The sequence below is a fragment of the Alloalcanivorax dieselolei B5 genome, assembly GCF_000300005.1.
Taxonomy (GTDB): domain Bacteria; phylum Pseudomonadota; class Gammaproteobacteria; order Pseudomonadales; family Alcanivoracaceae; genus Alloalcanivorax; species Alloalcanivorax dieselolei.
Genome location: NC_018691.1, coordinates 2,618,048 through 2,630,771, shown reverse-complemented (window position 1 = coordinate 2,630,771; position 12,724 = coordinate 2,618,048). Strand labels below are relative to the sequence as shown.

At 61.7% G+C, this 12,724-nt stretch carries 12 protein-coding genes and 3 tRNA genes; 10 read left to right on the top strand and 5 right to left on the bottom strand.

Annotated elements, in window-relative coordinates; all coding sequences use genetic code 11:
• Window positions 1-59 precede the first annotated feature (59 nt).
• The 3 genes from B5T_RS11815 to B5T_RS11805 are packed head-to-tail and all read right to left on the bottom strand — an operon-like array spanning window position 60 to window position 1,894.
• Entirely contained in the window at window positions 60-797 is a 738-nt protein-coding gene (locus tag B5T_RS11815) for a UDP-2,3-diacylglucosamine diphosphatase (RefSeq protein ID WP_014994736.1), read from the bottom strand.
• A 5-nt stretch (window positions 798-802) separates the two neighbouring features.
• Window positions 803-1,393, bottom strand: a complete 591-nt coding sequence (locus tag B5T_RS11810; RefSeq protein WP_014994735.1) for a peptidylprolyl isomerase — start codon at window positions 1,391-1,393, stop codon at window positions 803-805.
• Window positions 1,394-1,396: 3 nt separating this feature from the next.
• On the bottom strand, window positions 1,397-1,894 hold the full coding sequence (locus B5T_RS11805) for a peptidylprolyl isomerase (RefSeq protein WP_014994734.1): 498 nt from the start codon (window positions 1,892-1,894) through the stop codon (window positions 1,397-1,399).
• Window positions 1,895-2,023: 129 nt separating this feature from the next.
• On the opposite strand from B5T_RS11805, the gene B5T_RS11800 reads away from it, so the two are divergent.
• A complete protein-coding gene (locus tag B5T_RS11800; protein WP_014994733.1) occupies window positions 2,024-3,706 on the top strand; it encodes a glutamine--tRNA ligase/YqeY domain fusion protein in 1,683 nt (560 codons plus the stop codon).
• A 36-nt stretch (window positions 3,707-3,742) separates the two neighbouring features.
• Here the strand turns inward: B5T_RS11800 and B5T_RS11795 are convergent, their stop codons facing one another.
• A complete protein-coding gene (locus tag B5T_RS11795) occupies window positions 3,743-4,078 on the bottom strand; it encodes a YegP family protein (protein WP_014994732.1) in 336 nt (111 codons plus the stop codon).
• A gap of 168 nt (window positions 4,079-4,246) precedes the next feature.
• Between B5T_RS11795 and B5T_RS11790 the strand changes: the two genes are divergently transcribed.
• Genes B5T_RS11790 through B5T_RS11780 form a run of 3 tightly spaced genes read left to right on the top strand, consistent with a single transcriptional unit; the run spans window position 4,247 to window position 7,440 of the window.
• The gene (locus B5T_RS11790; protein ID WP_014994731.1) at window positions 4,247-6,352 is read left to right on the top strand and encodes an FUSC family protein; all 2,106 of its coding nucleotides are present in this window, start codon (window positions 4,247-4,249) and stop codon (window positions 6,350-6,352) included.
• Entirely contained in the window at window positions 6,342-6,560 is a 219-nt protein-coding gene (locus B5T_RS11785) for a DUF1656 domain-containing protein (RefSeq protein WP_014994730.1), read from the top strand. Before B5T_RS11790 ends, B5T_RS11785 begins: the two co-directional genes overlap by 11 nt.
• Window positions 6,553-7,440 carry an efflux RND transporter periplasmic adaptor subunit gene (locus tag B5T_RS11780; protein ID WP_014994729.1) on the top strand — a complete coding sequence of 296 codons (888 nt, stop codon included), beginning with the start codon at window positions 6,553-6,555 and terminating at the stop codon, window positions 7,438-7,440. Before B5T_RS11785 ends, B5T_RS11780 begins: the two co-directional genes overlap by 8 nt.
• A gap of 118 nt (window positions 7,441-7,558) precedes the next feature.
• Here B5T_RS11780 and folD read toward each other — a convergent pair whose 3' ends face one another.
• Window positions 7,559-8,407: a bifunctional methylenetetrahydrofolate dehydrogenase/methenyltetrahydrofolate cyclohydrolase FolD gene (gene folD, locus B5T_RS11775; protein ID WP_014994728.1), complete on the bottom strand. Its 849-nt coding sequence runs from the start codon at window positions 8,405-8,407 to the stop codon at window positions 7,559-7,561.
• Between the two features lie 221 nt (window positions 8,408-8,628).
• On the opposite strand from folD, the gene B5T_RS11770 reads away from it, so the two are divergent.
• The 6 genes from B5T_RS11770 (at window position 8,629) to clpX (ending at window position 12,696) form a co-directional block, all read left to right on the top strand.
• Window positions 8,629-8,705 (top strand) — tRNA-Pro (locus tag B5T_RS11770).
• 27 nt (window positions 8,706-8,732) lie between these two features.
• Window positions 8,733-8,809 (top strand) — tRNA-Arg (locus B5T_RS11765).
• A 25-nt stretch (window positions 8,810-8,834) separates the two neighbouring features.
• A tRNA-His gene (locus B5T_RS11760) sits at window positions 8,835-8,910 on the top strand.
• Window positions 8,911-9,097: 187 nt separating this feature from the next.
• Window positions 9,098-10,423: a trigger factor gene (gene tig / locus B5T_RS11755; RefSeq protein WP_014994727.1), complete on the top strand. Its 1,326-nt coding sequence runs from the start codon at window positions 9,098-9,100 to the stop codon at window positions 10,421-10,423.
• A 240-nt stretch (window positions 10,424-10,663) separates the two neighbouring features.
• Entirely contained in the window at window positions 10,664-11,314 is a 651-nt protein-coding gene (clpP, locus tag B5T_RS11750; protein ID WP_014994726.1) for an ATP-dependent Clp endopeptidase proteolytic subunit ClpP, read from the top strand.
• A gap of 101 nt (window positions 11,315-11,415) precedes the next feature.
• The gene (clpX, locus tag B5T_RS11745) at window positions 11,416-12,696 is read left to right on the top strand and encodes an ATP-dependent Clp protease ATP-binding subunit ClpX (RefSeq protein WP_014994725.1); all 1,281 of its coding nucleotides are present in this window, start codon (window positions 11,416-11,418) and stop codon (window positions 12,694-12,696) included.
• Window positions 12,697-12,724: the final 28 nt, after the last annotated feature.

Genomic DNA, 12,724 nt, shown 5'->3' with positions numbered 1-12,724 from the left:
AAAATCAGCCTGTTCTCGTTTTTTGTTTTTTTTCGCTGTCAACTGTCCACTATCAACTGTCAACTATCTCTACTGAGTTCCCAGCTTTCCAGCCGCAGTCCCGTCTCGTCGGCAATGATCCACCAGCCCAGGTCGCCCCAGTCGCCGAGTACCCAGCGGGTGCCGGTGCCGCCGGAGAGGGGAACCTCATGGACATCAGGGCGGTGGGTGTGGCCGTGGATCAGGTGTTTGACGCCGGCCTCATCCATCACCCGGATCACTTCCTCCGGGGTCACGTCCATGATGTTCTCGGCTTTGTTGGCGTTGTTGCCCTGGCTCTGCATGCGCATGCCCTGGGCGATGGCGCGGCGTTCTTCCAGGGGCTTGGCCAGCATTGCCTGCTGCCATTGCGGATTGCGGGCCAGCGTCCGGAACTGCTGATAGGCCGTATCCAGGGTGCACAGGCTGTCGCCGTGCATGAGCAGGGCGCGGGTTCCGTACAGATCCACCACGGTGCCTTCATCCAGCAGCCGGCCACCACACTGGGCGGCGAACTGGTCGCCCAGCAGGAAGTCGCGATTGCCGTGCATGAAATAGAGACCGCTGCCAGTGTCGCTGAAGCGGCGGAAGGCGTCGATGGCCTGGCGGTTGAAGGGGGCATCGTCGTCGTCGCCGATCCAGGCCTCGAACAGATCGCCGAGCACATACAGGGCGTCGGCCTTGCCGGCGTGCTCTTCCAGCAAGCGTTCCAGGGCGGCCAGATGCTCCGGCCGTGCCGGGTCCAGATGCAGATCGGAGATAAACAGCGTATAGCTCATGGTGCTCAGTCGGCCTGGCCGTCTTCATCCAGGCGCATCGCCCGCTCGATGATCACCGGGGTGCTGGGCACGTCGCGGACGCTGTGGGCGCCGTTGAGGCGGCCGGCGCCGGTGCGCACCTTGGCGATCCGGTCCACCGTGTCCATGCCGTCCACCACCTTACCGAACACTGCGTAGCCCCAGCCGCGCGGGGTCGGGGCGGTGTGATCAAGCATGGCATTGTCCTTGAGGTTGACGAAGAACTGGGAGGTGCCGGAATCGGGGTTGGAAGTGCGTGCCATGGACAGGGTGCCGCGCTCATTCTTCAGACCGTTGTCCGCTTCATTCCTGATCGGAGCGTGGGTCTTCTTTTGCTGCAGATCGCGGTCAAAACCGCCGCCCTGGATCACGAATCCCGGCACCACGCGGTGAAACACGGTGCCGTCGTAGAAGCCCTCGTCCACATAGCGCAGAATGTTCTTCACCGTTTCAGGCGCCTGTTCCGCGAACAGCTCGATGGTGATGTTGCCCATGGAGGTCTGCAGGCGCACCTGAGGGTTGGCGGCCCAGGTCAGGGAGCTTATCAGCAGGGCGGACAGAGCGATCAGCAGACGCATGGATCAGTCCTCGATGACTTGGGCGGATTCGATCAGCACCGGATCCTGCGGCACGTCCTGATGGAAACCGCTGCGGCCGGTGGGTACTTCCTTGATCTTCTCCACGGTTTCCATGCCTTCCACTACCTTGCCGAACACCGCGTAGCCCCAGCCGTCCGGGGAGCGGGCCTGGTCCAGAAAGTGGTTGTCCGCCACGTTGATGAAAAACTGAGCGGTGGCGGAGTGCGGATCGGAGGTGCGCGCCATGGCGATGGTGCCGATCTCGTTGGAGAGGCCGTTGGCGGCTTCGTTCTCGATCGTCGCCTGGGTCGGTTTTTGTTCCATTTGCGTGGTGAAACCGCCGCCCTGGATCATGAAGTTGCCGATGACGCGATGGAAAATGGTGCCGTCATAGAAGCCTTCCCGCACATAAGACAGGAAGTTTTCCGTGGTTTTCGGCGCACGTTCGCTATCCAATTGCAGAGTGATCTTGCCGTAGGTGGTCGTCAGCACCACTTTCATGGAGTTCTCCTTGGTGGGAGCCGGAAGGTCTGGCGCGTCTGGGGGCGCTTCGACCGACTCCTGAGTCTTTGACTGTAAAGGGGCGCACTGTACACTAATGCCCCCCGTATTTCAGCCGCAGGCGGCTTAATGAGTGACGTGAAAGCGCCCAGTAATTTTATCAGACAGATCATCGATCGTGACCTCGCCGAAGGTAAAAACGACGGCCAGGTGGTCACCCGGTTCCCACCGGAACCCAATGGCTACCTGCATATTGGTCACGCCAAGTCCATCTGCCTGAATTTCGGTATCGCCGAAAGCTATGGTGGCGCCTGCCATCTGCGCTTCGACGACACCAATCCGGAGAAGGAAGAGGAGGAGTACATTGTCTCCATCCAGCGGGACGTGGAATGGCTCGGGTTCCAGTGGGCCGGACCGGTGCGTTTCGCCAGTGGCTATTTTGATCAACTGTATCAATATGCGCTGCAGTTGATCGACAAGGGCCTGGCCTATGTGGACACCCAGAGCCCGGAGCAAATCGCGGAAATGCGCGGTAACTACAACCGGCCGGGCCAGAACAGCCCGCACCGGGAGCGGTCCGTGGAAGAGAACCGGGCCTTGTTCGAGCGCATGAGGGACGGCGGCTTCGAGGAGGGCGAGGCGGTGTTGCGGGCCAGGATCGACATGGCCAGCGCCAACATCAACCTGCGTGACCCGATCCTGTACCGGGTGCGCAAAAAAGCGCACCACCAGACCGGTGACAAGTGGGTGATCTACCCGATGTACGACTTTACCCACCCGCTGTCGGACGCCATCGAGGGCATCACGCACAGTCTCTGCACCTTGGAGTTCGAGGATCACCGCCCCTTGTACGACTGGCTGGTGGAACACGTGGAAGTGTCCGCGCGGCCCCGGCAATACGAATTCGCCCGGCTCAACCTCAATTACACCGTGACCAGCAAGCGTCGCCTCAAACAACTGGTGGACGAAGGCCACGTGGCCGGTTGGGACGATCCGCGCATGCCCACGCTCAGCGGCCTGCGCCGCCGTGGTTTCACGCCGGCCTCGATCCGCGGGTTCTGCGAGAATCTGGGTGTCAGCCGCGCGGACTCGGTGATCGACATGTCGATCCTGGAAGACTCGGTGCGCGATGACCTCAATCAGCACGCGCCCAGGGCTTTCTGTGTGCTCAATCCGCTCAAACTGGTGATCCGCAACTGGCCCGAAGACAAGACCGAGTGGCTGCAGGCGCCGGTGCATCCACAAAACGAGACCATGGGCACCCGGCAAATGCCGTTGACCCGCGAGGTCTATATCGATCGCGAAGACTTCCGCGAAGAAGCCAACAAGAAGTACAAGCGGTTGGTGCTCGGGGATCGGGTGCGGTTGCGCTATGGCTATGTGGTGCGCGCCGACGAGGTGGTGCGCGACGATGCCGGGGAGATCATCGAGATCCACTGCAGCTATGATCCGGACACGCTTGGCAAGAATCCGGAGAACGATGAAGGGCAGGGCAAACTGCGTGGGGTGATCCACTGGGTCAGTGCTCCTCTGGGGCTGCCGTGTCAGGTTCGTCTGTACGACCGTCTGTTCAAGGTGCCGATGCCGACCCGGGTGGGTGAGGGCGAGGACTTTCTTGATCACATCAACGAAGCGTCCCTGCAGGTGCTGGACCACTGCGTGGTGGAGCCGGGCCTCAAGGGGGTACTGCCGGAAACCCGTTACCAGTTCGAGCGGGAAGGGTACTTCTGCGTGGACACGGACAGCGATGAGAATGGTCTGATCTTCAATCGCACCGTGGGGTTGCGCGAATCCTGGCCTCGCGAGGCCTGAATGGATGTAAGGGGCGGCCGCCGCCGCCCCTGAACATCAGTCGGTAAGATCGTCCACGGCGGCGCCCGGAGCGTTGCTCTTCACCGAGTCGATACCGTTTTCCATGCCACCGGTGTCCTTGTACATCTGGCTGGTGCCGATGACCTGATGGTTGCCGGCCAGCAGATTGAAGTAATGCCGGCCATCCTTGGCTTCCTTGCGTTGATAACGCTCATCCTTGGCGGCGTTGGTCTGCACCGACTCGATGCCGTTCTTGCAGGCCTCCTTGGTGGTGTACTGCTCGCTGCCGAGAATGACCTGACCGTTGGCGGCTTTCAGCCGGAAGATGAATTGTCCATTGCTGGCTTTATCCAGTTCAAACTTTCCTGCCATGGTGTCTCTCCTTGGTTCGCGCCTCCGGAAGCGGGGGCTATAAGAGAGTGTGCCATTGTGCTGTGACAAGGGTTGTAAAAGTGTTTAGCGTTGGTTTCGCTTCGTAGAAGCGCCAGCGTCGCCTCGTTGTATACTGCCGCAACGAGGACCGGGAAAGGGGAAGCGCGGATGATCTTGGCGGTGCCGGCGTTCATACGCGAATCCGGGCGCAAGGAGTGGCACTTCGCCGTGCGGACTTTTGCCGCCGGCATGCTGGCACTGTATCTGGCGCTGCTGTTGGGGCTGGATCAGCCCCAGTGGGCGCTGATGACGGTGTACATCGTCGCCCAGCCGCTGGGCGGCATGGTGATCGCCAAGGGGTTGTCACGGCTGGTGGGCACGGTGCTGGGCGCGGCGATGGCGCTGATGTTGGTGGGCGGGTTCGCGCAGCAGCCGCTACTCTTCTTTATCGCCATCGGGGCCTGGCTGGCCCTGTGTACCTACCTGGCCAATCTGCTGCGCAACTTCCGCTCCTACGCCTTCGTGCTTTCCGGTTACACCGCGCTGATCATTGGTTTGCCGGCCCTGTCGCAGCCGGACCAGATGTTCACCGTGGCGGTGGCCCGGGTCACCGAGATCGGCCTTGGCATCCTCTGTGCTTCCGCCGCCAGTGTGCTGATCTGGCCCCGTTCCGCCGCCACCGCCTACTTGCACCGGTGTCGGCAGCAACTGCGGGATTTGATCGCACTGGTGGCGGACACCGCCGGCGGTCGCGCGGACAATCGCACCCTGCAGCAGCGCCGGCGCGAACTGATCGCCAGCGGCATGGCACTGGAAGCCCTGCGTGAGAATGCTCTGTTCGACTCCCAACAGCTGCGGCGGCGGGCCGGGCTGTGCCGCCGCCTCGGTCACGAGATGCTGGCGCTGATTTCCTCGGTGGGGCCGTTGGGAACCTACGTCAATCGTTATGCCTCGGTGCATCAGCAGGACCGCCTCGACGAGTTGCTGCGTGGCATGTCGGAGCTGGATGGCGAACTGGATCCGGAAAGCCTGCGGGTGTGTCTCTCCGGACTCCACGACCAGGCCCGGGATCTGGCCCGCGGTCTGCGCAAGGAGGCGGTGGGCGACAACGAACACCGCTTCCATGCCTTGCAACTGGCACTGGAACACTGCGGCGAGCTGTGCGATCGCCTGCGCTCCAGTGTCGTGCTTTACGCCATGCTCAGCGATCAGGCCCTGACGCAGTCGTGGCGCTCCGGCACGTCACGATTGCACCTGGATCACGGCCAGGCGTTGCGCAGCGCCGCGCGTACCGCGATTGCCATCGCCGCGGCCCTGAGCCTGTGGTTCTGGAGCGCCGCGCCACTGGATCAAGGCACTTTGATGGTGATCCAGACCGGGGTGGTCTGCGCGCTGTTCTCCACCCGGGACGATCCGCTCAAGGCGGTGTCCGGGTTCCTCAAGGGGGCGTCCCTGGCGGCGGTATTGGCCACGCTTTATCGTCTGGTTCTGCTGCCGGGCACGGAAGGCTTCGCCGCTCTGGTACTGTGGCTGGCGCCGGTGTATCTGCTGGCCGGTCTGGCCATGACGCGGTTGCCGAGCATGGCCATGGGGACCGCCACCGTGATCTTTTTCCCGATCCTGCTGGATCTCGGGCCGCAACAGGACTTCTCGGCTCTGCCGCTGTTTAACAACATGCTCGGGCTGGCGATGGGGTTAATATTGCCGGTGCTGGCATTTCTGCTGATCTGGCCCGGCGATGACGCGGCCACCGCTCGCAACCGGCTGTGCCGGGATCTGTGCCGCACCCTCGGGCGCTGGCCCATGTACCGCCGCCGCCCCCGTCACGAAATGGAAACCGTACTGTACGATCGCATTGCCCGAACCCTGCCGCGACTGAGCCCGGAGAACGAAAAGGACGGGGAATTGCTGCACGGCGCCATGGCGGCGGTGACGCTGGGGCTGGGGTTGCTGTTTCTCGACGCCCTGTGTCGGCGCGGTGTGCCCGATCCGATCCGGCTCGCTCTGACGCGGCTGATCCGGGATACCCAGAGAGTGTTGAGAGACGGTGACGAGGCCCGTTGGCGGCAATTATCGGCGGACACCGAGCGGGTATTACGGCAGTGCCAGCAGGCCTATAACAAAGCGGAAGGCGAGGGTCAGCGGCGCCGGCTGGTGCGGGCGGTGGTGCGCCTGCGTATGCAGATCAATATGATCGGTAACTACGGCGGCTTTTTCCTGGCCGGGTCCGGAGCCGGTCGCTGGCAGGGGTTGGAGACAGCACATGCTGTATGAGATTGAGCTGGGCGGCGTGTTGCTGCCGCCCTTGGTGCCGCAGGTGCTGCTGGCCCTGCTGTTGTTTCTGCCGGTGCACGGCCTGATCAGTCGTTTTGATGGCTACCGGTACCTTTGGCATCCGGCCCTGGCCGGATTCTGCGTGTTCTTGATCGTGCTCGCCCTGGTGATGGGGGCGTGGCTGTCGCTGGGGAGTATGCATGGCTGATAATAAGGAAGGCGGTCGCTGGCGCGCTTATCTGTTCACCGCGCTGCTGGTGGCGGCCGCGGCGGTGGCGGTGTGGTATCTGTGGCGCCACTATTTCGAGGATGTCTGGACCCGGGATGCCCGGGTGCGTGCGGTGGTGGTGAGCGTGGCCCCGGATGTGTCCGGAGCGATCCAGTCCCTGAAGGTGGTGGATAATCAGTACGTGGAGGAGGGTCAAACCCTTCTGCTGGTGGATCCGCGCCGTTATCAACTGGCGCTGGATCAGGCCCGGGCGGAGGTGGCGCACCGGCGCCAGGAACTGAATCTGCTGTCCCGGGAGGCCAGCCGCCGCCGCAGTCTCGGGCGCGCCATTTCCCAGGAGGAACGGGAGGAAGCGGATAACAAGGCGGCCTTGGCGCGGGCCGATCTGCAAGCGGCGGAGGCGGCTATGGCACGGGCGGAGCTGGATCTGGCGCGCAGCGAGGTAAAGGCGCCAGTGGCCGGCTTTGTCACCCATTTGCTGGCGCATACCGGCGATTACGCCCAGATCGGGCAGCCGGTGGTGACACTGGTGGATGACCAGTCGTTCTGGGTCGAGGCCTATCTGAAGGAAACCCAGGTGCATCAGATTAGGGTGGGGGATGTGGCCCGTATCCATCTGCTGGGCGCGGGCAAGGCGCTGACCGGCAAGGTCACCGGCATCGGTCGCGGTATCGCCAACAGCAACGCGGTGACGGCGGACAAGGGACTGCCTTCGGTGGCGCCGACCTTCGAGTGGGTAAGGCTGGCGCAGCGGATTCCGGTGCGGGTGGAGTTCGATGAGATCCCGGAAACGCTGCTGCTCAGTGCCGGCATGACCGCCAGCGTGCAGGTGTTGCCGGAAAAGACGCAGACACGCTGACACGCAACACGCTTGCAGGCGAAATGAGATGGCGGCCGGATGGCCGCACTGACTGCTTTAGGGGCGGGCGTTGACGGACGGGGCAGACCCGGCACGCTTTACCTGCGTGTTGCGTGTCTCAGTCGTTCAGCGCTTTCTCCGCCGCTTCCAGGGTCTGAAAAATCAGCGTATTGATGGTCATCGGACCAACACCGCCGGGTACCGGAGTATACGCGGCCACACGATCGATCACCGGTGCCAGCTCGATGTCGCCGCACTTCTGCGGATGGTAACCGGCGTCCACCACCACGGCGCCGTCCTTGATCCAATCGGCCTTGATGAATTCCGGTTTGCCCACCGCGCCCACCACGATGTCGGCCTGTTTCACCAGCTCCGGCAGATTGCGGGTCCGGCTGTGGCAAATGGTGACGGTGGCATTGGCGCCCAGCAGCATCATTGCCATCGGTTTGCCGAGAATGGCGCTGCGGCCTATCACCACGGCATGCTGGCCCTCCAGCGGCACCTGATAGTGCTCCAGCAAACGCATGATGCCCTTGGGCGTGGCACAGCCATAGGCGTGCTCGCCCATGGCCATGCGGCCAAAACCGAGGCAGGTGACACCGTCCACGTCCTTGCCCAGGGCAATGGCGTCAAAGCACAAGCGCTCGTCGATCTGTTCCGGCACCGGGTGCTGCAGCAGAATGCCGTGCACGTCCGGATTGGCATTGAGTTCCTCAATGCGCTGCAGCAACTGCTCGGTGGTGGTGTCCTGGGGCAGCTCGATGGCCTGGGAATCCATGCCGACGCGGCGGCAGGCATTGCCCTTCATCTTTACATAGGTGGCGGAGGCCGGATCGGCGCCCACCAGAATGGTGGCGAGAATCGGCGTGCGGCCGCCGGAGGCGGCTTTCAGGGCTTCCACCCGTTGTGACATCTCTTGCTCGAAGCGTTGAGCCAGGGCCTTGCCGTCCAGAATCTGCGCGCTCATGGGTCTCTCTTGGTCCTTGGAACATATAAAAGGAAAGCGGTGGGGATCGCGCGGCGATTCTCGCACGGTCGGCGGGCTGGAGCAAAAGGCGGCTTCGCCGCCGAAAGGCTCGTTCGCAACCCGGTTGTTTATAATTCCAGCGAACGGGCCGGATAGCCGGTTCGCGGCGTTGACGCTCCAGGAGGCGGCGAGTATTATGCCGCCTCGCTCGACCTGCTCGGCGGGGTGTAGCGCAGCCTGGTAGCGCGCCTGCTTTGGGAGCAGGATGTCGGGGGTTCGAATCCCTCCACCCCGACCAACTCAGCGAAGGTTGAGAGGTAGCTAAGCGCCTGTAGCTCAATTGGATAGAGCAACGGCCTTCTAAGCCGTCGGTTGCAGGTTCGAGCCCTGCCAGGCGTGCCATCGCTGGCGGCTCAAGCGATTAATGGTGACTGTAGCTCAGTTGGTAGAGCCCCGGATTGTGACTCCGGTGGTCGTGGGTTCAAATCCCATCAGTCACCCCATACATGGAGCCTTCGGGTGAAAACCCGGAGGCTTTTTTTGTTTGAACGGAACATTCCGCAGGGCGCCGCGCCGCCGATGGGCGTAGGCAGGGCGGCTGCCATTGATTATAATTTGCGCCCTTCATACGGGGTCCATCCGTACACCGGGGACCGCGGGATTTGAAAAGTCTTTTAAATAGAGGATGTTATGCAGGTTTCTGTAGAAACGACTTCAGGTCTGGAACGGCGCATGACCGTTGGTGTCCCCGCGGATAAAGTGGATCAGGCGGTGGAAAGCAAGCTGCGCGAAGCGCAGAAAAACATCCGTCTGGACGGTTTCCGCCCTGGCAAAGTGCCGTTGCGTGAAGTAAAGCGTCGTTTTGGCGCCGCCGTGCGTAACGAAGTGCTGGCCGATGTGATGCGCGAGTCCTTCCTGGAAGCGGTTGAGAAGGAAAACCTGCAACCCGCCGGTCTGCCGGGTTTCGAAGCCACCCGTAACGAAGGCGGTCAGGACCTGGAGTTCGTGGCCACCTTCGAAGTGTTCCCGGAAGTGGAACTGGCCGATCTGTCCACCATCGAGGTGGAGAAACCGGTAGCGGAAATCACCGACGCCGACGTTGATGAAATGATCGAAACCCTGCGCACCCAGCGCTCCGACTTCGCTGAAGTGGACCGTGCCGCTGAGCAGGGTGATCGCGTCAATATCGACTATAAAGGCCTGAAAGACGGCGAAGCCTTTGAAGGCGGCAGCGCCGAAGGTCAGAACCTGGAGCTGGGCTCCGGCAGCATGATCCCCGGCTTCGAGGATGGCATCGTCGGCATGAAAGCCGGTGAAGAGAAGGACATCAACGTGACCTTCCCGGAGGAGTACCACTCCGAGGAATTGAAAGGTCAGGCGGTGGTGTTCCAGATCAAGGTCAACAAAGTGGAAGCCAAGGCGCTGCCGGAAGTGGACGCCGAGTTCATGAAGGCTTTTGGCGTTGAAGACGGTGATCTTGACACCTTCAAGACCGAGGTTCGCAACAATATGGAACGCGAGCTGAAAAACGCCGTCTCCGGCAAGGTGAAAGAACAAACCATGGACGGGCTGGCCAAGCTGCACGAGTTCGACCTGCCGGCGGCGCTGATCAAGCAGGAAGTGGACCGTATGCGTCAGCAAATGGTGCAGCAGTTCGGTGGTGGTCAGCAGTTCGATGCGTCCATGCTTCCCGAAGAGCTGTTCCGTGACCAGGCCGAGCGTTCCGTTCGTCTGGGCCTGGTGGTGCGCACTATCCTCGAGAAGAACGACCTGAAACCGGATGCGGATCGCGTCAAGGCCCGGGTGGAAGAGATCGCCGCTCAGTACGAACAGCCGCAGGAACTGATCAACTGGGTCTACAGCAACCCGCAGCAGCTGCAGCAGATCGAGGGCGCGGTGCTGGAGGACCAGGTGGTGGATCTGGTGCTGGAAGGGGCCAAGGTCGAAGAGAAGACCATGTCCTACCAGGAGGCGGTGAAACCCCGCCAGCCGGAGCAGGCCGACGAGACGGCCTGAGCCGAATAGACCTACGAAGAGCGGGGCCTTTTGGCCCCGTTTTGCTGTGAAAGTAACCGTATTGAGCAAGTTTTGCGCAGTTAACCCACTTCTGGCACCGCCTTTGTGGACGCCCTGCCGAAGGGCGTCATAGTATCGGAAAAAACGGGCAGGCCCTTGTGATTCGAGGGTGCCGCCCCAACACCCGCGGTATCATGCCGGGCACGTTGCCCCTGATCCCGTAGACAAAGGAAACGCTAGATGATCGATCTGAGCCGGATTACCTCCCTGACCCCGGAGATGAAAACGCTGATGGCCGACCCCACCGCCACGGGGCTGGTGCCAATCGTGGTGGAGCAAACCTCCCGGGGCGAGCGGCAGTTCGATATATACTCCCGACTGCTCAAGGAGCGGGTGATCTTCCTGATTGGCCAGGTGGAAGACTACATGGCCAACCTGATCGTGGCGCAGATGCTGTTTCTTGAGTCCGAGAACCCGGACAAGGATATTCATCTGTATATCAACAGCCCGGGCGGTTCGGTAACCGCCGGGATGTCCATTTACGACACCATGCAATTCATCAAGCCGGAGGTTTCCACCATGTGCGTGGGGCAGGCGGCCAGCATGGGCGCTTTCCTGCTCGCGGCTGGCGCCGAAGGCAAACGCCTGGCGTTGCCGCACTCCCGGGTGATGATTCACCAGCCGCTGGGCGGCTTCCAGGGTCAGGCTTCCGATATTGAGATCCACGCCAAGGAGATTCTCAAGATCAAGGCCCAGCTCAATGAGCTGCTGGCCAAACACACTGGCCAGCCTCTGGAAGTGCTGGAGCGTGACACCGACCGCGACAATTTCATGTCCGCGGAGCAGGCGAGGGAATACGGTCTGATTGACCAGGTGGTCCATCGGCGCTGAGGGTCTGGAGCGCTCCGGGGCACCTCCCCGGAGCTTCCGGGCTTGAAAAAAGCGGGTTCTCCCTGCATCTTCAAAGTTAAATCAGGTTCAGAGGCGATTCGATGACCGATAACACCGGAAAGAGCGACGACGGCAAGCTGCTGTACTGCTCGTTCTGTGGCAAGAGCCAGCACGAAGTCCGCAAGCTGATCGCGGGCCCGTCGGTCTTCATCTGTGATGAGTGCGTGGATCTGTGCAATGACATCATCCGCGAGGAAGTCCAGGAAGACGGCGACAACAGTGGTCAGGAAAGCCTGCCCAAGCCGGACGAGATCAAAAACACGCTCGACGAGTACGTGATCGGTCAGGAACGGGCGAAGAAAGTGCTTTCCGTGGCTGTATACAACCACTACAAGCGGCTCAACAGCACCCTGCGCGGTCGTGACGACGTGGAACTGGGTAAAAGCAACATCTTGCTTATCGGTCCTACCGGCAGCGGTAAGACATTGCTGGCCGAAACCCTCGCGCGCCTGCTCAATGTTCCCTTCACCATCGCCGACGCCACCACGCTGACCGAAGCGGGTTATGTCGGTGAGGATGTGGAGAACATTATCCAGAAGCTGTTGCAAAAATGTGATTACGATGTGGAGAAGGCCCAGAAGGGCATCGTCTACATTGACGAGATCGACAAGATCTCGCGTAAATCCGACAACCCCTCCATCACCCGTGACGTGAGCGGGGAAGGGGTGCAGCAGGCCCTGTTGAAGCTGATCGAGGGCACGGTGGCCTCGGTGCCGCCCCAGGGCGGGCGCAAGCATCCGCAGCAGGAATTCCTGCAGGTGGACACCTCCAATATCCTGTTCATCTGTGGCGGCGCTTTCGCCGGCCTGGACAAGGTCATTCGGGACCGTTCCGAGAAGGGCGGCATTGGGTTTTCCGCCGAGGTGAAGAGCAAGGAAGGGGACCGCAATGTGGGCGAGACCCTGGTCGGCGTGGAGCCGGAGGATCTGGTCAAATACGGCCTGATTCCGGAATTCATCGGCCGTCTGCCGGTGGTGGCGACCCTGGAAGAGTTGTCCGAGGACGCCCTGGTGCAGATTCTCACCGAGCCGCGCAATGCCCTGACCAAACAGTACATGCGCCTGTTCGAGATGGAAGGGGTGGAACTGGACTTCCGCGAGGACGCTTTGCGTTCCGTGGCTCGCAAGGCGATGGAACGAAAGTCCGGCGCCCGTGGTCTGCGTTCCATCCTGGAAAGCGTTTTGTTGGATACCATGTACCAGGTGCCTTCCATGGAGGGCGTGGTCAAAGTGGTGATCGACAGCGCCACCATCCAAGGTGAATCGGAGCCGTTGCTGATCTACGAAAACAGCGAGCAAACGTCCCGAGTGGCGCCCGATTGATCGGGCGCCCCGTGAACCGATAGAGGCC